Origin of the sequence: Moheibacter sp. (genome assembly GCF_049672845.1) — a bacterium.
Taxonomy (GTDB): Bacteria; Bacteroidota; Bacteroidia; order Flavobacteriales; family Weeksellaceae; genus Moheibacter.
The window spans coordinates 47,407-68,864 of record NZ_JBATWT010000023.1; the positions used below are offsets into that span (position 1 = coordinate 47,407).

Below are 21,458 nucleotides of genomic sequence, written 5' to 3' on the forward strand. Positions count from 1 at the left end.
TTATCGGGAATTTTTTTTGAAACCCATAAAAAAAGAAGCGCCAGAATAATCCGGCGCCTCAAAAAACTCAATTAACTCTCTAAAAAACTCTATATCTGTTATTTTTTTACAACTTTGAAAATTTTAGCTACACCTCCTTCCAGTTCGGCTTTGATTACATATACACCACCGGGCAATGCGCTTAGATTGATCTGATTGGAAGAGGTTTTAAGGCTGCTAACCAGCTGACCTGCCATATTGTAAACGTTTATGGCTCTAACCGCTTTGTCAGAAGAAATATTCAAGATATCTGTTACAGGATTTGGATAATAGCTGAAGGATGAAGTATTAATATCTCCGATTCCCAGTTCTCCAATGTTCAGCGTATAGTCTTCTGTTTGTCCATATTGGTACTCTCCACATGGATTGGTTGGAGATACATCATAATTTTTAACAACTCTCATTCGTGTCTGACCGATAGTAGCATCTGCAGGAACTTCAATTGTACCTGTAGCCTGCTGTCCGTCTGCTCCTGTAGAGTTTGAAATTGAACCAATCGGATAAGTTTCATTGGCATCATTAAAATCACCATCCTGGTTCCAGTCGATGAACACAGTAAAGTAATTGATGTAGTTTCCGCCTGTGTTTCCTTCCAAAGCAATTGGATAAGACCCTCCCTGATTTACAGTGCCTTCGATATCAAGGAAATATTCGTTGAATGGGGTTGTGCCTAGTTCAGCTGAAGAATTATTTTCGATTCCTGCAAATTCAACATAAGTAATCGGCTCGGTATAGAATTCATAAGTAACATTACAATATGCATCATTTACAGTCACTGTAAAGCTACAAGAGTCCATAACATTTCCATCACCATCTCTTAGTTCATGATAAATAGTAGTAGTTCCCAGTGGGAAAGCGGAGCCAGAAGGCAGTCCGTTTACCAAAATGATTTCGGTTCCTTCGGGTGTTTCACCATCACAGCTGAATGTAATTTCATAGTACACTACAACTTCTGCTTCTCCTAATTCTGCATCCACTACGATGTTTAAAGGACATTCCAGCGAGCACTCAGATTCCATTAACAACATATCATCAAAGAATACAGCCCATCCCGGTGCCATGAATGCCGGACCGTCACCCCATCCGCAAATATAATTTCCGTCTGAAGAAATTCTGTAAGCAGTTCCGACCATAGTTGAAGCATCTATCCCGAACTGAGCCAGAACATCAGCCAGCGCAAGGGCTTCATCGCCAAGTGAAGGATGATAGATTAATGGTTGTCTTAAAAATCCGGGAAGTGTACCATATCCGATGATGACTCCTGTTTCTGAAATATCACTGAATGTTGCAGATAAAGTACCTTCAGGAAATCCAACAGATGTCAATTCTTCTGTTGCAATATCAAATACAAAAGGCGCACCGTTAATTCCTCCGACGATGATATTATTATCGCTTATTGAACTTGCTTCACCTCCTGCTTCAGAAATCAGGCTGATGGTCCCATCTTCTGAAAAATAGGCCGGCATTCTCAATGTTCCTGTAGGCAGATCATCCATCCAGCCAACTGCAATTCCGTCATTATTGACACCATATGCTGCGCCATATTCATACAAATCACTCGAAAGAACTGTTAAAGTCTGCGTCTGAATATTGTAAATAAAAGGCCATGACTCAAAAGCATCATTGGAGGTTTGTCCCACCGCATAAATTCCATTTTCAGAAATGTCATAAAGTGTATACTCATAATTACTGTCCATGTTGGCAAATTCTGTCCAGACACCTTCATTGCGATAGGCCGGTGTGCCGTTATAAACCCCAAGAATCTGATCGGCATTATTAATTGATTTTGTTTCGGCCACTCCTGATTCCGACGTATTAGAAGTGTTTGAAATAAAATCATAGTAACCGTTTCCGTGTACTGCCTTACCTTCATTGTTTATGTCATAAATAGCCATTCCAAATCCTTCAAGTAAATTATACTGGACTTGTGAGAAACCGTAAATTCCGATAAACAACATCAAACTGCATAAAAATTTTTTCATCTGTTTTTTTGTGTATTAGTTATAATATTTATGCGAAAGTAAATTCATCATTATAACCATCAAAGAAAAACCCTTTTGAAATTCGGGAAAAAACGAACAAAAGTTTATAAAAGAACAGAGCTGTAAATAGTTAAAATTCAGTATTTTATGTTTTAAAATTTTCATTATAATAAAAATTTCAAAACATCTGAATCCTGGTTTGTGAAATCTTGTATAAAAGCATTAAAAATAAAAAGAGGTGCCTATTCAGACACCTCTCTTACTCTCAATTAACTCTAACTAAAACCTCTAATGATTTTATTTTTTTATGATTTTGAATGTTTCTACCTGTCCGCCCTGAAGTCTTGCTTTGAAAACATAAACTCCTGCCGGCAAAGCGGAAATATTTACCTGTCCGTTTGAAACTTTCGTGTTGCTCAACACCTCTTGTCCTGCAAGATTGAAAACTGAAAGACTCTCAATCGTTTTATCTGAAGTGATGTTTAGAACATCTTTCACAGGGTTTGGATAGTAAGCAAAGTCAAAAGATGTCATATCGCTTAATCCAAGTGTTTCACAAGTACCTTCTACCAACATCATACCCTCAATGTTTGCACCGTTGTCATCTGTAAACACAGCCCATGAAGCGCCTCCGTCAGGAGATTGCCAGCTTGGGTAAGAATCCGGATTTTCTGTATACAGGTAAGATACCCAGTAAACGTTTGCGTTGGTTGAATCAGGTGCACCTGAAACCCCGATCCAGTAATGTGCATCCTCAGAGCCGTTGCTTGTCAGAATAACTGAAGTTGGCAATGTTAATTCAACTGTCCACTGTGGATAAGATGTGCTTCCAAAAGTTCCGTTTGGTGTTACAACAGCAGTAATTGCTTCCTGTGTTGTTCCAATCTGATTTCCAACACTTCCATCCTCGTCTTCATAAACTGCAACATCAAAAGTTGTAGGAGTTCCGCCAAGTGAAACTACCTGAAGCGTTATTTTCTCAAATGTGAACTGAGTTCCTCCTTCCACTACTACATCGTTTGCAACAATATAATGCGCAGTTGAGGAATGAATGAATCCTGCACCGTTGTGAGTTTCACCTGCAAATTCTTGTGAACAACCGTCTCCTGTAGAACCTTCACCTACGATTACAGTATAATCTTCTGTCTCGCCATAACCCTGATCTTCATCACAAGCCATATCCCAGGTAGCGGTTCCTTCACCAACTGCCGCAACTCTTACTCTCATTCGGTAAGAACCTTCTGCAACATCGGCAGGGATTGAAACGGTGCCCGTAACAGGACCTGCTGATCCGGTTCCGATGTAGGTAAATTCGTTTTCATCAAATGTATAGCTGTTGTCATAGTCAATCCATACTGAAACTGACTCATATGCCCATCCGTCTCCTACTGTAACAGAAATCGGATAAGCTTCTCCAGCCACAACATTTGCAGACTGATCTGTATAGTTTCCGTATCCGTTCTGGCTACAGTCTGTATCGTTATTGATTCCTTCAAAAGTTACATTCGTAATCAAATCACCGTCTGTACAATCCAGTACGGGTTCACAGTAATCCTCTCCCGGTTCGTCTGATGCCAGTTCAACTTTAATGTTGTCCACATACAAATAGAACATATTTGCAGCTGAATAGCTATTAAATCCGAAATAGTAAACTCCGTCAGTGTCAGGCGTGAAAATTACTTCGTTGGTAATTGCGTCTTCAGATGTTGCAATACCCGGATGGTCTGCCAGAACAGTTGTCATTGCAGTGTGTTCTGCAGATGTTCCATAAGCTACTTTCAGATTTTCAGGGAAAGTTCCCGCACTTTCTGTTCCGTAGTCATAAGTAATTTTATAATCTGTTCCTGCTGTCAGGTTAATTCCTTGTGTATAGAACCATGCATTTGCGCTGTTAGATGCATTCCATCTGTAACGCAGATAAGTACCAGAGAAATCACCGTCTGTTCCGGTATAAGTTTCCCAGTCGTTTCCTGTTCCCGCATTTTCAATGCTTGTACATTCGGGCATATCAGGGGCAACAGCTGTTTCGAAATCCTGATAATAAGGTACATCAACCGCTTCACAGTCTCCTGTCGCGCCTGGTAGTTTTACCATAAATGCAACAATGGTATTGCTGGCATTGATACCGTTTCCAACGATCATTGTTCCGTCAGGAGAGATTCCTAATGGAAGATTCAGAGAAACGCCCTGACGGTCAATTCCCAATCCGTCCACATAATCATTCAAAGCAACTCTTCCGTTAGCTTCTGTCCAGATGAAACCTTCTCCGAATGCTGCAGGTCCCGGCCATGCTCTGTAATATCCAACTACTACACTACCGTCCTGGTTTACTGCTGTTGAAGCTCCTCTGAAAAACATTCCTGAATTCGGATGTGGAATTGCCAGAAGACCGGAAGTTTCGTTCCAAATCCATGCCTGGTTTTCATATCCACCTCCTACAACCCATTGTCCGTCGTCAGAAACTGCTGAAGCTTCATCAACTTCAAATCCATTATTATCAAAAATTAAAGTTTGGTTTCCGTCTGCATCCCAGATAGCTCCTTGTCTGTATCCGATGTCAGAATCCTGCCATCCTACAATCACACTACCGTCAAAGCTTACATCATTAGCTCTTGAGCTGCTTCCTGCAACTGTGCTTCCCATGTCAACCATGCCACCGGCCACCGTTCTTTTGATAGCATGTGCTGAACCGGCGTTCACCCAGCCCAGTCCCACTATAGTTGAACCATCTCCGGAAAGGCCCCATGCAGAAGCAGAAGATCCATCTGACTGTCCTCCGATTCCACCCAGATAAGTCCAGGTTCCAGTAGCAACATCATAAACTCCGACCTCATTAAGATTGGTAGCGGGATTGGTCACCGTTGCCGATATTTTGGTTCCGTCATTGGAAACCTTTGGATTTCCAGCATTCGAATAACCGTTTGAAATTGTGTTGATAGTTACAAGTCCTCCGGCTTCTGTCCACATGAAATTTTCAGCAGTAGAAGAGATTGTAACAACTCCGTTATCAGAAACATCTTTTGCATTGATGTTTTCCGGAGCAATGACATAAAGCTGTCCATACGAAAGACCGCCAAAAAGAATGGCCAATAAAAAGGCCGATTTGAGTGTTAGTAAATAAATGTTCCTCATTTGTTTTTATTAGTTTATAAAGGCAAAAATACCTTTTGTTATATGAATGGGATAAAGTTATCAATTATTTATCTTTTGAAATTCGTGAAAATCCAAAGAAATAATTAATTTACAAAATACAGATAAACAAGTGTTTATATGGTTTTTTCTGTTTTTTGAAAGAAAACTGATTTTAGAATTTTATCTGGGATTTGAGGCGGCTGAACATCTTTTGAAACTTGATTTCACCCCAAATTATACTGGCCAGAACCAGTAGAAATACCAAGAGACCGATCAGAACTCCTGCACCGTATCTCCATTTCAGATCATCTTCTTTTTTACTTGTTTCGTCCGAATAATTCTGAAGAAGATTATTAATGGTTTTCCTTTCATTATGTTTAATCTGTTGCTCGGTCTTCACATATTCCTCATCATAAATATGATAATTATTCCAGTCCTTCAGGGCAAGATAATTTTCCGATAAACCTTTAAAAATTCCGCGGTTCAAAACCAAATCACCGACCTCTTTTGTCAAATTCCTTGCGTTTTCCAGTTCAGAAATTGCTTCTTCGTAGCGGCCTTCAAGCGTATAAACTTCGGCAAGTCCTTTTTGGGCAAAAGCCATCAGACTTTTGGCTTTGGATTTTTCGGCTAATGCTCTGGCGTCCAGAAAACTGATTTTGGCTGAATCGAGCTGATTAAGTGAAATGAAGCAATTTCCTTTATTATAAGTGGTTACACTGCGATTTGCCCAACTTTTGGTACTTTGAGGGACTTTCAGATAAGAATTATAGGCACGGTTCAGATAATCAATGGCAATGTCGCAACTCAACTGTTCGCGGTAGATAAATCCACGGATTGCAAAGTTATTTCCCATTGTAAACCATATCGAATCCTGTACCGGATAATTTTTGGCAATCAGATCTGCTTCATCCAAAACCTGAAGTGCCTTTTCGTTTACCCCAAGTTCGTGATACTGAGCGGCTATTTTATTGAGAATGTCCAGCTTAAGTTTGGGATTATCGAGCTTTTTGTTGATTTCATTGGTTTTCAAAGCATACTCAAGCGATTTTTCATAATCACGCTTGGAGGCATAGGCATTTGACAAAACCAGAAGTGCCTGAATCTGTCTTTCGGGATTTGCATGATTATTGTCAAAAATTTTCCCGGCGAGTTCAATGGCGCGATCGGGGTTGTCATATACGCTGATAACCGCAACTTCATACAAACTGTCGTCATCTTGCTGACTATAAGCATTTTGTAAAACAAAAAACGCCATCACAACTAATAAACCGGACTTATATTTCGCTGCTGTTTTCATTATACAAGTTCCAGTTTTTCCTTTTTTACCTCATCCCTCACAAACTCCACAAACATGATTGGTGAAACCCCCACAATGGATTTAAATACCGTTGTGAACGTACTGTGTGATGAAAAGCCACATTCTTCTGCCAGATAACTTACTTTGAAATTCAGGTAATTGGGGTCGTTTTTAATTTTTTCAGTTATATAATTAATTCTCAGTTCGTTAATATAGGAATTAAAATTTTTGTGTTTCTGACGATTGATAACATCAGAAAGGTATTTGGTATTTGTATTCAATTGTGCCGCCAGCATTCCCAATGACATATCTTTATTGGTAAATTTCCTGCTCGCCTCAAACTTTTCAAGTCCCAATAAAATTTGATTTTCACTTTCCTTTAGCAATACAGGCGTTTTCTGCACCTCCGGCTTTTCTTCTTTTGTTTCCGTTTTCACAACAACTTCACTCGTTTTCTGACGGTTGAAATAATCAAAGAGATTCTGATACATTCTGAGTTTATTCCGGTTACGGAAATAGAAAATTATTTTAATCAGAATGGCCAGAAAACACAATCCGCACACAACATAAAGTGCAGTCTGATAAGTCTTTGAAAGCTTTTCATAATGTTCGTCCAGATCTTTACTGACGAGCATATGCGCAGAATTTGAAGCTTCGTTTTCCTTTTTAGATATTTCAGGCGTCAGGTTTTGAGCAAGCTGAGTATATTCCTGAAACTTTGAAATACTATCCATCGCAAGGTAACTACTGGCTAGTTTTTGATTGAGTTCCCGTAAAATAATAGGATTCTTTATTTTCTGAGTGATTTTAAGTGCTTTACGGTAATTTGTAACCGAGGAATCCAATTGTTTTTGTTTGAAATAATATTCTCCCTTTAGTTTCAGGTAAAGCGCCGTCGTCCAGCCCGGAGAAGGTGATATAAAGGCATCTTTGGCCTTTTCGATGTAGTAGAAAACTGAATCTTTCTCATTCCGAACCAGACTTTCATTTGCCTTTCGGATTAAATCTTCGGCCAGAAAAGCCGGCTCAATGTCCTCCTGTTTTTTGGGTCGGAGATTTTCCGGGACATTCAGATTAAGAAACTTAAGGGTTCTGCCAATGAGTTCCGTACTTTTATTTTCAATTTCAGAATTACCCGCTTCTCTTGCTTTGTCTTTAGCTGCAAATCCTGATTCCAGTGCCTGACCATGCTTTCCCATCACATAAAATGAAACCGCCTGTACATAAAGCGGGCCTGCAATAGCATTGTCGTCTTTGCTTATTTTGAGAATATGTTCCGAAATTCGATTGGCCTCTACAGGATCATAATGAACGATTGTCTCAGCTTGTTCCAAAAGCTTCTCCGATTCGGTTTGAGCAAAAACAAACCAACCCGGAAAAAGGATAATTATAATGAAACGCAGTTGAAACATCTGATTAGGTTATGCAAAACAAAGATAGTATTTTCAATGTTTTAAACTGAAATGTCAGTATAATTTATACCGCTTTTTTAAACTCAGAAAGCGGATTAAAATTCATATTTTAAAATTTTTTAATGAAATTCATATTGATTTGGTTTAGAATAACTCAATCCGATTTGATATATCTTTGTAAAAAATTACACCTTAACAAACTTTAACATAATTCTACCAATAAATTAGCGCAAAGGAATTCATAAAATGCGCAAATTAGCGTGCTTAAATCAAACAAGATGCAGAACGAACTGACCTCATTTGACATTCAACAAGTCAGTGAAGAAATTGAAAAAGAAAGCCAGATCATCTACCGGCTTTCCAACGAAATCAACAAAAAAGTAATCGGACAGGAAAAAATGATTGAAAGCCTGCTCATAGGGCTTCTTTCAAACGGACATATTTTACTGGAAGGCGTTCCCGGTCTGGCCAAAACACTCGCCATCAAAACCCTTTCAGAAGCCGTGAGCGGTTCTTTTTCCCGAATTCAGTTTACGCCTGACTTGCTTCCGGCAGACGTCGTCGGTACGCTGATTTACAACATCAAGGAAAACGATTTCAAAATAAAAAAAGGACCCATTTTTGCCAATTTCGTTCTGGCAGACGAGATCAACCGTTCGCCCGCAAAAGTGCAGTCGGCACTGCTTGAATCCATGCAGGAAAAACAAGTGACAATCGGCGATGAAACCTATAAACTTGAAAATCCTTTTCTTGTACTTGCCACTCAAAATCCGGTGGAACAGGAAGGAACTTATCCGCTGCCCGAAGCGCAGGTGGATCGTTTTATGCTCAAAACCGTCATTACTTATCCCAACCGCGAAGCTGAAAAACTGGTTTTACGAAACAGCATTGACGAAACATTTCCGGAAGTTGAAAAAGTAATCGATTTGCAGGAGATTTTGAAAGCGCGAAGCATTGTAAAGAAAGTTTATATGGACGAAAAAATCGAGCGATATATTCTCGACATCGTTTCGGCCACAAGGTTTCCCGAGGAATATAACCTCTCCAAACTTTCACCGCTGATTTCCTTCGGGGCTTCACCGCGCGGAAGCATCAATCTTGCGTTGGCAGCACGTGCGTATGCATTTTTGAGAAGAAGAGCTTATGTGATCCCCGAAGATGTACGCGCAATGAGCAAGGAAGTACTTCGACACAGAATTGGATTGAGTTATGAGGCAGAGGCAGAAAATATTTCGACTGATAAAATCATCGACGAAATTTTAAATGCCATTCCGATTCCTTAAACTTCCACAACTTTGAACATTAAACCTTAAACTTTTAAATTTCCAGTTGGACACCAAAGAAATCATCAAAAAGGTCAAAAGAATTGAGCTGAAAAGCCGGCGAAAAGCCAATAATTTCTTTATGGGCGAATACCAGAGTTCGTTCAAAGGCCGTGGAATGATTTTTTCCGAAATCAGGCCTTACCAATATGGCGATGATGTCCGAAATATTGACTGGAACAAAACCGCACATTTCAACGAACCTTATGTAAAAGTTTTTGAAGAAGAACGGGAGCTGACGATGGTTTTGATGGTCGATGTGAGCGCTTCCCAAAACTTCGGAACGCGCAAACAATTCAAGGCCGATACTGTGGCCGAAATCTGTGCTACCCTCGCTTTTTCGGCGATTACATACAATGACAAAGTGGGTTTGATTCTTTTTTCTGACGAAATCGAATTGTTCATTCCTCCGAAAAAAGGAAAAAAACACGTTTTGAGAATCATCCGTGAACTGGTCAATCACGAACCCAAAAATTCAGGAAATAATTTGGCAGGTGCCCTGCGTTTTCTGATGGATACTTTTAAAAGAAAAGCCAATGTTTTTATGCTTTCAGACTTCATTGACGAAACTGATTATCTGAAAAACCTGAAAATAGCAGCCAAAAAACACGATATTACCGGCATCAGAATTTACGACGAAAAAGAAACCGAAATCCCGGATATCGGTTTGGTCAATATGATCGACAATGAAACCGGTGAAAAGAAAAGCATCAACACCTCTTCTCCTTTCGTTAGAAAACAATATAAAAATTATTACGACCGACTGGCTTACGAATACAACCAGCGGTTCAATCTTGCCGGAGCAGGTAATCTGACCATCAGAGCAGATGAAGACTACATCAAACCTTTGTTGAATTATTTTAAAAAACATTCGGTAAAATGATGAGGTTAATCGATGATGCCCTTCGACAAGCTCAGGGTGACAAATGTGGGGTATGGAAAGTTGGAAGATGGATTTTGATGGCTGTTTTCTATTTTCTGTTTTCTATTTTCTTATCGGCACAGATTGAAACCAAAATTGATACAGCACACATCAAAATCGGGGAGCCTATTCAGTATTCGCTGACGGTTCCGGTTCCGCCCAACAAACAAGTGATTTTGCCCGATGTTCAGGATACGCTCAGCTTCCATATTGAAGTTTTGGAACAGAAAATTGATACGCTTCTGGACGGCGAAAAGAAAAAGCTTGTACAACATCTGATCTTGACGAGTTTTGATCCCGGCGAATTTCTGATTCGTTCCCTTCCCGTTGTGGTGGACAATGACACTTTGCTTTCAAGTTCATTTCAAATCAAAGTGGATGAAGTGGTAATCGATTCGGCAAATCTTGCCGGATTTCCCATTAAACCCATTATGGAGGAGGAATATACCTGGAAAGATTATTGGGACAAATACTGGATTTATTTCGCCGTAGGCGCATTGATTTTCCTCATTCTCCTGATTGTAGCGATATTGTTTCTCCGCGATAAAAAACGAAAAGACATATTGGCCAAAACGCCCAAAACACCTTATGATGAAGCCAAAGTTGCGCTGAAGGCAATTGATAAAAAGAATTATCTGGCAAAAGAACAATTTAATCCTTACTATTCTGAATTGTCTTATGTTTTGAGACGCTATTTGGGAAGGGTTTTTCATTTCTCTTCGCTTGAATTATTATCCGACGATTTAATTGATTATTTCAGGAAATCCACTCATCTTGAAAAATCGGAAGTCGATAATCTGAAACAGTTTTTATATGATTCAGATCTGGCAAAATATGCCAAAGCCGTTCCCGAAAAGGAAAAACACGGATTTTATCGTAAATGGGTGGAAGAATTGATTGAAAAAACAAAACCATTGGAGCTGGAAGACGAAACCGTTCAGGAATTACGGCCCAATGAAAAATATAGAAAAATAACCTGATGGGAAGTTTTGAATTTCAAAATCCTTGGATGCTGTTATTGCTTCTTTTGATTCCGTTGTTGATTTTCCTTCGGATTAAAAGAAAAAAGCCGGATTCTGCCCTGAAAATGTCTTCGCTCAAACCCTTTGAAACCACCGACAGTTTTCTGGGTAAGTTAAAGCCTATGCTATATCTGATGCGTCTGGCGGCCATTTTCTTGATTGTCATTGCACTTGCACGACCGCAAATGGTAGAAATGACTTCAACAGTAAAGTCCGACAAAGGCGTGGACATTCTGATGGTGGTGGACACTTCGCTCAGTATGCTGGCGCGGGATTTAAAACCCGACCGTCTGGAAGCCCTCAAAGAAGTTGCTGAGGATTTCTCAATTGCCCGTCCCACCGACAGGATTGGTTTGGTTGCTTATTCGGGCGAAGCCATCGCAAAAGTTCCGCTGACAACCGACCACAGGGTTTTAATCGATGAAATCAGAAAGTTAAAAACCCGCGAATTGGAAGACGGAACTGCAATTGGTGTTGGGTTGGCGACCGCGATTAATCACCTTGCCGACAGCAAGGCAGCAAGTAAAATCATCATTCTGATTACAGATGGTGTAGAATCCATTGATTATCGAAATGATTTGCTTTATGTTTCACCACAAGACGCAACCCAAATCGCTGTAAATAAAGACATTAAAGTTTATACAATTGGCGTAGGAACCAACGGAAGAGCGCCTTTCCCGACGCAGTACGATCCTTTTACACAAGAATTGATTTTTACCATGGAACCTGTGGAAATCGATGAAAACCTACTGCGGTATATTGCTTCCAATACGGGCGGCGAATATTTCCGGGCGACGGACAATGAATCTCTGGAAGAAATTTACAACCAAATCGATCAAATGGAAAAAACGGAAATCAACGAAATAAAATATTATAATTACACCGAACTATTCGGGAAATATTTGGCGTGGGCACTGGCTTTGCTGAGTTTGGAATTAATTTTACGTAAAACCATTTTTAAAGAACTGACCTGATGGATTGGGCGCAACCTGAAAAAAGTATTTGGCTCATTTTTATTCCGGTTTTAATCGGGCTGGCGATTTATGTCTATAACTGGCGAATCAAAACCCGTGAAAAATTTGCAGATTCTCCACTTATTCCTCAATTATTTCCGACTGAATCCAATGCATCTTACTGGTTTAGAGTCATTCTCATCGCAGCAGGATTTCTTTTTGCCTCGCTGGCGCTTATGGATCCGTTGTTCGGAGAAGAAGAAGTCAAAATAAAACGCGAAGGAGTCGATGTGATTTATGCCTTGGATTTATCCAGTAGTATGAATGCCGAAGATGTGGTGCCAAGCCGACTGGAACGCGCCAAAAAAATCATTTCCGAATCGGTGGGAAGATTGGGCGGCGACCGCGTGGGACTGATTGTTTTTGCCGCCGATGCTTATTCGATTTCGCCACTTACGAACGATTACAGTGCCATTCAGTCATACATCAGTAGCGCAAGTCCGGAGTTGATTTCGCAACAGGGAACCAGTTATTCGGCGGTTATTTCCAAAGCAGCCGAAATGTTTGAAAATGCGCCCACCACAGGAAAACTTTTGGTAATTCTTTCAGACGGAGAAGACAATGAAAACAGCGTTTCCAAAGCCTTAGATTTAGCCAAAAATAAAAATATCCATATCGTCACTATGGGAATCGGAACCAAAAACGGAGGTCCCATTCCGGTTAAAGAAGGTCCGTTTGAAACATTTAAACTTGACCGATACGGCGAAACCGTTATTTCAAAACTAGTGGAAAATTCCATGCAATCACTTGCCAAATCGACTTCGGGAATATACATCAGAGTAAATCAGACCAGCCAGTCGTTAGAACAATTGCACGGTTATTTGAATACGCTCGACAAAGAAGTTCAGGATATGGCGATGAGCAAGGACAAAAAACACATTTATCAGGTCTTTTTGGCCATTGCACTTCTTTTTATTTTTATAGATACTTTAACAACTGACCATAAACTTTTTAACAACAAAAAGCAATAGTTTTGTCCCAACAATGCCTATGCTTAAACATATACTGACTATTTTAATTTTGCTGAACCTTTCCCTCTTCGTTTCTGCTCAGAAATCGGAGGCGAAAGACTACATCATCAGCGGAAATCAAAGTTATCTTCAGGGAGATTTTGCCAAGGCCGAAGCCAAATATAAAATTGCACTTTCAGAAGATTCCAATTCTCTAAAAGCTAATTATAATCTGGGCAATGCGCTTTATCAGCAAAAACGTCTGGACGAATCCCGGGTGCATTATGACCGTGTGATTCAGGACAGAAAAGCAACTAAATTGGATAAACACAAGGCCTATCACAACATCGGAAAAACCTATCTGGACGAAAACGACCCGGAAAAGGCAGTTGCCAGTCTGAAAGAAGCACTCAAATTGAATCCTTATGACGATGAAACCCGTTATAATTATGCATTAGCCCGAAAACTTTTGGAAAAACAACAAGAAGAAAAGGAAAATCAGGATCAGCAGAATCAGGATAAAGATGGAAACTCCGGTGAAAATCAAGAGGATTCTCAGGAAAATTCCGACCAAAAAGAAGGAGGAGAAGAACAGAACGACGGAGAGCAAAATCCGCAGAATCAAAGCGGAAACCAGCAGGGCGGTGAAAATGGTGAGGAAAAAGGCGAAGGTGACACACCACAAGGACAGCAAATAACCAAAGGCTCCCAAGGCGAAGGAACCGAATCGCAAAGACCGATGAATACTGAAAGGCAAGAAGGTTTGCTGGAAGCTCTGCGAAAGCAGGAACAGGAAACACTGAAAAAAATAATAAGTCAGAAAGCGCAAAAACAAAGGGTAAATACGGAAAAAGACTGGTAATGTTGAAGAATAATCTCTTGTTGATTTTTGTTATTTGCTCCGCGAATTTTTTGTGGGGACAGGAAGTTACATTCAAAGCCCAAGCCAGCAAAACCGAAGTTTCCGTAAATGAACGTTTTGTGGTTCAATTTGTTCTGACTTATGGACAGGAGAATCTTTCTGTCGATAAACCCTTGAGCTTACCTGATTTCGGAAAACTCCATCAGTTAGGAGAATCCAAAATCAACAGTTTTCAGTTCATCAACGGAAACGTCATCAATCAGTCAGGAATTGAAGTAATGCTGGTAGCCGATCAGGAAGGAGAATTTACCATCGGTGCCGCCACCGTTACCATTGACGGAAAACGATACCGAACCAATCCGATTAAAATTTCGGTAAAAAAAGGACTGAAACCCGTTACGCCTCCTGGACAAAGATTACAGGGTGCATTTCTGACGGCTGAAGTTTCGGAGGAAAATCCTTTCCTGAATCAGGAAGTAGTTCTGACCGTAAAATTATACGCAAGAGATTATTCGATTCTACACCGCCTTAGAAATTACCAGGAACCCGATTTCAATAATATGGTCGCCAAATATGTGAGCGAAAAGCTGGATGACGACGAGAAACAGGTGCTGGTAAATGGCGTAACTTTTATTCAGAAAGTATTGGCACGCTATGTTTTGTTTCCGCAAAAGCAAGGCGAAATCGAAATCGATCCTTTTTCCATAAATGTTTTGATTTCAGGATATTACGGAGCAGAAAATGTTCAGCTCACTTCTGATCCTGTTTCCATGAAAGTACGCGGACTTCCCTCAGGAAAACCCGATAATTTCAGCGGAGCAGTGGGAAATTATAAATTAAATGCTTCGCTTTCCAAAAAAGAGGTCAAAGCAAATGAAGCAGTAAATCTGGAAGTGGAAATTGTGGGTTCGGGAAATCTCAATACCCTGAAAACGCCCGAAATTCCCATACCTGAACATATTGAAAGTTTTGCGCCCAAAAAGAAAGACGCCATTGAAGTGCGTCCTTCGGGGATGAAAGGTGCCGTGGTAGAAAACCACGTTTTGGTTCCGCACTATGGCGGCGAATATAAAATCGGGCCGATTTTGTTTAATTATTTCGATCCGACAAAAGAAAAATATATCACGCTTCAGACCAAAGCATTTGAACTTTCGGTGGACGGACCGGAACCACCTAAAAATGATACGCTTGCCGGAAAAGATGAGCTTTCTGATCATATTCGCAGTGATTCTTCTACTCTGACCAAAATAATTGCACCTCAGCGAATTACGGAAGTAAAAGACAAAGTAGTGGAAACAGTTTCAAAAGAAAATAATTGGATTTGGGTAATTGTGGCAATGGCTGCCATTCTAGGTGGAATGCTGTTTTGGTTCAGAAAAAAGAAAGACAAACCGAAAGAATCGACACCGCCTACAGATAAACAACTGAAATCGCAGTTTAAAACCTCCATCAACAATAAACTCAACAATCTGAAATCTTTGGCTCAAAAGCAGGATAAGTCAGCATTTTTGTCATTACAAGAAGAAATTTTAACCCAGATCGGGATGCACTTCAGCCAGACCAATTTATCTGATTTTACAGAAAATATTGTGGATCAAAAACTTCAGGCTTCTTATGGGAGCCTTGCGCTGGAATGGAAATCTTTGATTTTGGAATGTAAACAATCCAAATATGCTTTTGGAACTGATGAAAAAAACCTGATGACAAAATACAAGGAAACCGAAAATGTTTGGAAAGCTTTTTTAAAGTGAGTTCAATTTAATTTAAGGATATAATTCTTTACCCATTAAGTCAAATCAAACCATAGGTTATACCTTTGCAAAAAAATTTCGGTGTCATGACAGATTTTTTCGCAAAAGTATCTATAAAAGAAATCGGAACCTGTTTTGCCGTTCTATTTGCGGTAATTGATATTCTGGGTAGTTTGCCGATTTTGGTAAGCATCCGTAGCCGCGTGGGATTCATCGAGTCAGAAAAAGCAACACTCGTAGCCGGACTCATCATGATTTCCTTTCTGTTTTTCGGAACCAAAATCCTTACGTTCATAGGAATTGATGTCGAGTCCTTTGCAGTGGCAGGTGCATTTGTTATTTTTGTTATTGCACTCGAATTGATTCTGGGTATCCAAATTCACCGCGATACTTCTCCCGAATCTGCCTCCATCGTACCCATTGCTTTCCCGCTGATTGCCGGAGCAGGTTCGCTTACCACCGTTCTTACACTTCGAGCAGAATTTGGCGACGTAAACATCATCATTGCCATCATTCTGAATATGATTATCGTATATTTGGTACTGCGAAATGCGGGACGACTGGAAAAACTCCTCGGACCGGGCATCATGTCGGTATTGAAAAAGGTGTTTGGAGTAATTTTATTGTCAATTGCCGTCAAACTATTTGTTTCCAACATCGGTGCATTATTCGTTCAAAGCTTTTAAAAAATGAAAACATTTGTCTATATCTCTCTCGTGATCATACTCGGATCATTTATTTATAATCTAATTTCCATGGACTATGGATTGAGCCTGCTTCATGCAGAGAATCGTCCCTTTATCATCGGGCTTGGTGCCGGAATTTGTGGTCTGATTTTATGTTTTATTTTTCTGAATTATTATCGATTGAAATCGAATTTAGAGAACCGATCAAAGCGAGCATAGCACTCTCGATTTTTTGAAAATCATGAATTTCGTTTGTCGAATAAATAAACATGATTTCCAGGTTTCCATTTAATTGAAGTTTATGTTGGTTTTGTCTGAAAGCTTCTCTCATTCTGCGTTTCAGCAAGTTTCGCTGAACTGCTTTTTTGAATAATTTTTTGGGAACGCTTACCGCTACCCGAAATTCAGGAGCAGAATTGCTATCAATATTATAAACGGCTTTCAGTGGAAATTTCTGAATTCTTCTACCCGACAAAAAAAGTCGGTCGATGCTTTTTCGGCTTTTCAGCCGCTTTTCCTTCCCTAGTTTAAGTTTCATCAATTCAGATTATGAGCCTATAATTAATTCAAAGGTAATCCATTCGGGGAAATATAGAAAGAATGCGTAATTTTGTGTAAATTTTAAAAAAGTATAGAAATGTATCCGGAAGATATTGTAATACCCATGAAAGAACAGTTGACGATGAATGGTTTTGAAGACCTGACAACTGTTGAGAAAGTTGACGAAGCCATGAAAAAAGAAGGAACAACACTTGTGATGGTAAACAGCGTTTGCGGTTGTGCCGCCGGTGCTGCCCGCCCCGGAGTGCTTATGTCACTTACCGGCGATAAAGCACCCGATAACCTTACGACTGTATTTGCAGGATTTGACATTGACGCCGTAAAACGCGTTCGCGAATACCTGATGCCGTTCCCGCCAAGTTCTCCTGCCGTTGCCTTGTTCAAAAATGGTGAGTTGGTGCACATGTTGGAGCGTCACCACATCGAAGGTCATTCTGCAGAAGCCATTGCAGCCAACCTCAAAGAGGCTTATGAAGAATTTGTTTAGTCACTGACTTCAAATAAATCTTATAACCCTTTAAATCTCGTTTTAAAGGGTTGTTTTTTTAAATTATCGTACTTTTATCGCCTATTTGATTTCAAATGAAACTAACATACATATTTATTTTCGGACTAATTTTTTCTCTGAAAATAAATGCACAAACACACAATGATTTTCACCAAAGCCTTGTAGATCAGGTTAATTACGAAAATATTGAAGAAAATCTGACCGATTTTGCCAATTTTGGCGAAAAACAATTGGGCTCCAGCGCCGCCACAAATGCGCTGAACTGGATGGTTGGATTATATCAATCCTGGGGTTATACAAATATTGAGCAACATGAAGTAAACCAATGGGGACAAACAGGCTATAATCTGATTGTTACCAAAACAGGAAGCGTTTATCCCGACACCTACATCATCATCGACGGACATTACGATACCATCAACGGTCCGGGCGCAAATGACAACGGAAGCGGAACCGCAATTATCCTCGAAATGGCTAGAATTTTAAAAGATATTAACACCGAATATTCGATAAAATTCATTCATTTCACCGCGGAAGAATGGGGACTGATCGGAAGTTATCAATACGTAGAAGACATTGTCATTCCTCAAAATTTGGACATTAGACTCGTTTTTAACATTGACCAGGTAGGTGGAATCGCGGGTGATATCAATGACACGATTACTTGTGAACGCGATGAATCTTCCCCAAATTACAATAATTCCCAATCTGCCGATTTCACCAATCAGTTGATGACTTGTATGGAACTATATTCCGATTTGGATATCAATCTGAGCTATGCCTATGGCTCGGATTACGTTCCTTTTCAGGAAGAAGGTTTTGTCATAACCGGACTTTATGAATTCAATGAATCGCCTTATCCACATTCCTCTCAGGACACAGTGGCCAACGTTGATTTTGACTTTATTCATCAGGTTGCCAAAGGAACAATGGGCGCACTCTGTCATTTCGCACAAGCATTTAATGTAATGGAAACGGATGATCAGAATTCTGGTTCGGTAATCACTTTTCCAAATCCGGTTGATAAAATTTTAACTGTTAAAACATTGCGTTCAGGAGAAAAACAAATTCAACTGAATGACCTCTCGGGCAAAATCATTTTTCAGGATGTTTTTTCTGATAATGAATTCCATATCGATACTTCCAAAATGCCTGATGGTATCTATATTCTAAATATTTTGGACGGGAAATCGGTTTCGAATCAAAAAATTATTGTTCAACATAAATAAATTCTGCTTTGTTTACGGGTATAGTTGAAAGTATGGCCACTGTGGTAAATCTGGAAAAAGAAGGAACAAATCTTCATCTTTGGCTGGAATGTGATTTTACAGACGAATTAAAAATCGATCAAAGTATCTCTCACAACGGAGTTTGCCTGACCGTTGTTGAAATCAGTGGCAAAGCCTATAAAGTCACCGCTATTGACGAAACCCTAAAAAAAACCAATTTAGGACAAATCTCATTGAACGATAAAATAAACCTAGAAAGATGTATGCGACTGAATGACCGTCTGGACGGACATATCGTGCAGGGACATGTGGACCAAACGGCGGTTCTAAAATCGGTTCTAAATGAAAACGGAAGTTATATTCTGAGTTTTGAATACGATGAAAATTCTACTGGAAATGTTACTGTTCCAAAAGGTTCGATTTGCGTAAATGGCATCAGTCTTACCGTGGTTGATTCTCAAATCGGTGAGTTTTCCGTCGCCATCATTCCTTATACATGGGAAAATACAAATTTGCATACACTGAATCCCGGAGATATTGTAAATTTAGAATTCGATATCATTGGGAAATATATTCAGCGATTGATGAATCGATAAAATATGTTTGACAGGCTCAAATTATCACAAAGGATTTTTGCTGCGATGTTTTTAGTTATACTATTCTCATCGGTTTCCGTATTAATTGTAACTAATTATAGTTTTCGCGAACAAAACAAAATTTTTGCAGAAGACTTACTGAAAAACAAAGAACGACAAGTCATAGATGCAATTGACTATGAACTAGACCGTTATCCCAATCTCGCCACCGACCAAAATATTTATGACGTACTTGAAAATGTAATCCTCGGCATTGCAGATGTACACAAAACCGACATCAATGTTTTTGACGTACGCGGTAATCTGATGCTGACTACCGAAGCGGCCGATATTTCTACACGCGTATTGCCCCAACGCGTTCTGGACAGTCTTTCCCGCAATCTTGAATACTTGGAATTGCCTGTCAATGTTGGCGATGGAAAAACCTTTCTCACCACTTATCGTTACATTACCAACTTCAAAGGCGAACCGGTTGCAATTATCAATTTACCCTATAAATCTGACAATTCTTTTTTTCGGGAAAATATGTATTCGCTTCTGAATCGTTTTGCCGGTGTGATGCTTTTTGTACTGATTGCAGGTGGATTCCTTTCTTGGTTTATGGCCAAACAAATTACCAAAAAAATCGACCTGATTGCGGCAAAAATTAAACAGACCGATGTAGTAATTCACAATAAACCAATTGATTATCAAGGCAAAGACGAACTTCGTCCATTGGTGGATTCTTACAATGAAATGCTGGAAAAACTAAACCATCAATCCAATTTATTGGCTCTGACTGAACGAGAAGAAGCCTGGCGCGAAATGGCCAAACAGGTCGCGCATGAAATCAAAAATCCGCTGACACCTATGCGGATGATGATTCAGAATTATGTTCGCAAATATGATGCAAATGACCCCGAAGCCAAGGAAAAATTAAAAGATCTTTCCGATACTTTGGTTACCCAAATCGATACAATGTCGGCCATTGCAGAAGCTTTTTCCGATTTTGCACGAATGCCCATCAGGAAAGACGAAGAGGTCGATGCCGTTGCTACCATCGAAACAGCCTTGGAAATCTTCCCCGAAAATAGCATTCTTTTTGATTCTTCCGTCAAAGAATTCAAAATCCATTTCGACCGGATTTATATGATCCGCATTATTACAAACCTTGTAAAGAACGCAATTCAAGCCATTCCACACGATAGAACACCCGAAATTCACGTAATTCTTCAAAAAATGAAAGACCAAATGGTCATCCGGATTTCAGATAACGGCGTAGGGATTCCACCCAATCTGGGCGATAAAATATTCGAACCCAAATTTACCACTACCACTGGCGGAATGGGGCTTGGATTGGCGATGGTCAAAAAGATTATCGAAGATTATCATGGCGAAATCCGCTACCAGAGTGAAGAAGATCGTGGAACGGAGTTCATCATCAAAATTCCTTATGTCAAAAGCCATTTTTAAATTCAAGGATTTTTCCATAAAACAGGAAAAATCAGCAATGAAAATCGGAACCGATGGCGTTTTACTCGGCGCATGGGTGGAAACTGAAAACCCGATAAATATTCTGGATATTGGAACCGGTACGGGATTGATTAGTTTGATGCTAGCTCAACGCTTTACCGATGCTCAAATCAAAGCCATCGAAATCGATAAGGATTCGTTTGAAGAAGCTAAATATAATTTCGAAGAAAGTCCGTTTAATGCACGAATTTCAGCTGTGCATAGTTCGCTTCAGCATTTTATTTCGAAGGAAAAATTTGACTTAATCGTCAGCAATCCGCCATTTTTTGAATTGACACATAAGGAAAATTCTTCAAGAAATACCGCAAGACAACAAGCTGAACTTAGCTTTCCCGAACTGATTTCCCATTCTGCGGAACTTTTATCAAACAATGGAAAATTGGCGGTCATCATCCCTTTTGAATCCAAAGATTATTTCGTAGAACTGGCGGTTCAGAAAGGTTTGTTTCCGGAAAAAATCACCAACGTAAAAGGCAATGAAACCTCGTATTTTAAGCGTTCTTTGCTACTATTTTCAAAGAAAGAATCGAAAATTTCGACTCAAGAATTAATAATTGAAATTTCCAGAAATATTTATACACCGGAATATATTTCTTTGACGAAGGATTTTTATCTGAAGATGTAATCAGACTTCTTCAAACCTTTTAATTCTGGGTGGT

Annotated in this window: 18 protein-coding genes; 13 read left to right on the forward strand and 5 right to left on the reverse strand. The window is 39.7% G+C overall.

Annotated elements, in window-relative coordinates; all coding sequences use genetic code 11:
* Nucleotides 1-98: 98 nt before the first annotated feature.
* From WBF63_RS07880 to WBF63_RS07895, 4 genes are all read right to left on the reverse strand, one after another.
* On the reverse strand, nucleotides 99-2,021 hold the full coding sequence (locus tag WBF63_RS07880; RefSeq protein ID WP_424369163.1) for a GEVED domain-containing protein: 1,923 nt from the start codon (nucleotides 2,019-2,021) through the stop codon (nucleotides 99-101).
* Nucleotides 2,022-2,318: 297 nt separating this feature from the next.
* A complete protein-coding gene (locus tag WBF63_RS07885) occupies nucleotides 2,319-5,153 on the reverse strand; it encodes a GEVED domain-containing protein (RefSeq protein WP_424369164.1) in 2,835 nt (944 codons plus the stop codon).
* A gap of 172 nt (nucleotides 5,154-5,325) precedes the next feature.
* Nucleotides 5,326-6,453, reverse strand: coding sequence for a tetratricopeptide repeat protein (locus WBF63_RS07890; RefSeq protein ID WP_424369165.1), 1,128 nt, complete (start codon nucleotides 6,451-6,453; stop codon nucleotides 5,326-5,328).
* The gene (locus WBF63_RS07895; protein WP_424369166.1) at nucleotides 6,453-7,865 is read right to left on the reverse strand and encodes a helix-turn-helix domain-containing protein; all 1,413 of its coding nucleotides are present in this window, start codon (nucleotides 7,863-7,865) and stop codon (nucleotides 6,453-6,455) included. Before WBF63_RS07895 ends, WBF63_RS07890 begins: the two co-directional genes overlap by 1 nt.
* A gap of 278 nt (nucleotides 7,866-8,143) precedes the next feature.
* Between WBF63_RS07895 and WBF63_RS07900 the strand changes: the two genes are divergently transcribed.
* From WBF63_RS07900 to WBF63_RS07935, 8 genes are all read left to right on the forward strand, one after another.
* Nucleotides 8,144-9,148 carry an AAA family ATPase gene (locus tag WBF63_RS07900; protein ID WP_424369167.1) on the forward strand — a complete coding sequence of 335 codons (1,005 nt, stop codon included), beginning with the start codon at nucleotides 8,144-8,146 and terminating at the stop codon, nucleotides 9,146-9,148.
* 46 nt (nucleotides 9,149-9,194) lie between these two features.
* Nucleotides 9,195-10,070, forward strand: coding sequence for a DUF58 domain-containing protein (locus WBF63_RS07905; RefSeq protein ID WP_424369168.1), 876 nt, complete (start codon nucleotides 9,195-9,197; stop codon nucleotides 10,068-10,070).
* Nucleotides 10,067-11,089: a hypothetical protein gene (locus WBF63_RS07910; protein WP_424369169.1), complete on the forward strand. Its 1,023-nt coding sequence runs from the start codon at nucleotides 10,067-10,069 to the stop codon at nucleotides 11,087-11,089. The genes WBF63_RS07905 and WBF63_RS07910 overlap by 4 nt, the downstream gene beginning before the upstream one ends.
* On the forward strand, nucleotides 11,089-12,105 hold the full coding sequence (locus WBF63_RS07915) for a VWA domain-containing protein (protein WP_424369170.1): 1,017 nt from the start codon (nucleotides 11,089-11,091) through the stop codon (nucleotides 12,103-12,105). Before WBF63_RS07910 ends, WBF63_RS07915 begins: the two co-directional genes overlap by 1 nt.
* Nucleotides 12,105-13,115: a VWA domain-containing protein gene (locus WBF63_RS07920; protein ID WP_424369171.1), complete on the forward strand. Its 1,011-nt coding sequence runs from the start codon at nucleotides 12,105-12,107 to the stop codon at nucleotides 13,113-13,115. Before WBF63_RS07915 ends, WBF63_RS07920 begins: the two co-directional genes overlap by 1 nt.
* Nucleotides 13,116-13,134: 19 nt before the next feature.
* Complete coding sequence (locus tag WBF63_RS07925) at nucleotides 13,135-13,956, forward strand: tetratricopeptide repeat protein (protein WP_424369172.1); 822 nt, start codon at nucleotides 13,135-13,137, stop codon at nucleotides 13,954-13,956.
* Nucleotides 13,956-15,707 carry a BatD family protein gene (locus tag WBF63_RS07930; RefSeq protein WP_424369173.1) on the forward strand — a complete coding sequence of 584 codons (1,752 nt, stop codon included), beginning with the start codon at nucleotides 13,956-13,958 and terminating at the stop codon, nucleotides 15,705-15,707. The genes WBF63_RS07925 and WBF63_RS07930 overlap by 1 nt, the downstream gene beginning before the upstream one ends.
* 86 nt (nucleotides 15,708-15,793) lie before the next feature.
* Complete coding sequence (locus WBF63_RS07935; protein ID WP_424369174.1) at nucleotides 15,794-16,393, forward strand: MarC family protein; 600 nt, start codon at nucleotides 15,794-15,796, stop codon at nucleotides 16,391-16,393.
* 157 nt (nucleotides 16,394-16,550) lie between these two features.
* Here WBF63_RS07935 and rnpA read toward each other — a convergent pair whose 3' ends face one another.
* Nucleotides 16,551-16,931 carry a ribonuclease P protein component gene (rnpA, locus tag WBF63_RS07940; RefSeq protein WP_424369175.1) on the reverse strand — a complete coding sequence of 127 codons (381 nt, stop codon included), beginning with the start codon at nucleotides 16,929-16,931 and terminating at the stop codon, nucleotides 16,551-16,553.
* Nucleotides 16,932-17,030: 99 nt separating this feature from the next.
* Here rnpA and WBF63_RS07945 point away from each other — a divergent pair, with 99 nt between their 5' ends.
* The 5 genes from WBF63_RS07945 (at nucleotide 17,031) to WBF63_RS07965 (ending at nucleotide 21,424) form a co-directional block, all read left to right on the forward strand.
* Nucleotides 17,031-17,441 (forward strand): BrxA/BrxB family bacilliredoxin, encoded by a 411-nt coding sequence (locus WBF63_RS07945; RefSeq protein WP_424369176.1) that lies wholly within the window; start codon nucleotides 17,031-17,033, stop codon nucleotides 17,439-17,441.
* Nucleotides 17,442-17,536: 95 nt separating this feature from the next.
* Nucleotides 17,537-18,691: a M20/M25/M40 family metallo-hydrolase gene (locus WBF63_RS07950; RefSeq protein WP_424369177.1), complete on the forward strand. Its 1,155-nt coding sequence runs from the start codon at nucleotides 17,537-17,539 to the stop codon at nucleotides 18,689-18,691.
* Nucleotides 18,692-18,699: 8 nt separating this feature from the next.
* Nucleotides 18,700-19,287, forward strand: coding sequence for a riboflavin synthase (locus WBF63_RS07955; protein WP_424369178.1), 588 nt, complete (start codon nucleotides 18,700-18,702; stop codon nucleotides 19,285-19,287).
* Nucleotides 19,288-19,290: 3 nt separating this feature from the next.
* Nucleotides 19,291-20,739, forward strand: coding sequence for an ATP-binding protein (locus WBF63_RS07960; protein WP_424369179.1), 1,449 nt, complete (start codon nucleotides 19,291-19,293; stop codon nucleotides 20,737-20,739).
* Nucleotides 20,720-21,424, forward strand: a complete 705-nt coding sequence (locus WBF63_RS07965; RefSeq protein WP_424369180.1) for a tRNA1(Val) (adenine(37)-N6)-methyltransferase — start codon at nucleotides 20,720-20,722, stop codon at nucleotides 21,422-21,424. Before WBF63_RS07960 ends, WBF63_RS07965 begins: the two co-directional genes overlap by 20 nt.
* The last annotated feature ends 34 nt before the right edge of the window (nucleotides 21,425-21,458 follow it).

Coding starts and splice junctions, on each gene's coding strand:
- WBF63_RS07880 (WP_424369163.1), bottom strand. CDS start 2,021: ATGAAAAAATTTTTATGCAGTTTGATGTTGTTTATCGGAATTTACGGT.
- WBF63_RS07885 (WP_424369164.1), bottom strand. CDS start 5,153: ATGAGGAACATTTATTTACTAACACTCAAATCGGCCTTTTTATTGGCC.
- WBF63_RS07890 (WP_424369165.1), bottom strand. CDS start 6,453: ATGAAAACAGCAGCGAAATATAAGTCCGGTTTATTAGTTGTGATGGCG.
- WBF63_RS07895 (WP_424369166.1), bottom strand. CDS start 7,865: ATGTTTCAACTGCGTTTCATTATAATTATCCTTTTTCCGGGTTGGTTT.
- WBF63_RS07900 (WP_424369167.1), top strand. CDS start 8,144: ATGCAGAACGAACTGACCTCATTTGACATTCAACAAGTCAGTGAAGAA.
- WBF63_RS07910 (WP_424369169.1), top strand. CDS start 10,067: ATGATGAGGTTAATCGATGATGCCCTTCGACAAGCTCAGGGTGACAAA.
- WBF63_RS07915 (WP_424369170.1), top strand. CDS start 11,089: ATGGGAAGTTTTGAATTTCAAAATCCTTGGATGCTGTTATTGCTTCTT.
- WBF63_RS07920 (WP_424369171.1), top strand. CDS start 12,105: ATGGATTGGGCGCAACCTGAAAAAAGTATTTGGCTCATTTTTATTCCG.
- WBF63_RS07925 (WP_424369172.1), top strand. CDS start 13,135: ATGCTTAAACATATACTGACTATTTTAATTTTGCTGAACCTTTCCCTC.
- WBF63_RS07930 (WP_424369173.1), top strand. CDS start 13,956: ATGTTGAAGAATAATCTCTTGTTGATTTTTGTTATTTGCTCCGCGAAT.
- WBF63_RS07935 (WP_424369174.1), top strand. CDS start 15,794: ATGACAGATTTTTTCGCAAAAGTATCTATAAAAGAAATCGGAACCTGT.
- rnpA (WP_424369175.1), bottom strand. CDS start 16,931: ATGAAACTTAAACTAGGGAAGGAAAAGCGGCTGAAAAGCCGAAAAAGC.
- WBF63_RS07945 (WP_424369176.1), top strand. CDS start 17,031: ATGTATCCGGAAGATATTGTAATACCCATGAAAGAACAGTTGACGATG.
- WBF63_RS07950 (WP_424369177.1), top strand. CDS start 17,537: ATGAAACTAACATACATATTTATTTTCGGACTAATTTTTTCTCTGAAA.
- WBF63_RS07960 (WP_424369179.1), top strand. CDS start 19,291: ATGTTTGACAGGCTCAAATTATCACAAAGGATTTTTGCTGCGATGTTT.
- WBF63_RS07965 (WP_424369180.1), top strand. CDS start 20,720: ATGTCAAAAGCCATTTTTAAATTCAAGGATTTTTCCATAAAACAGGAA.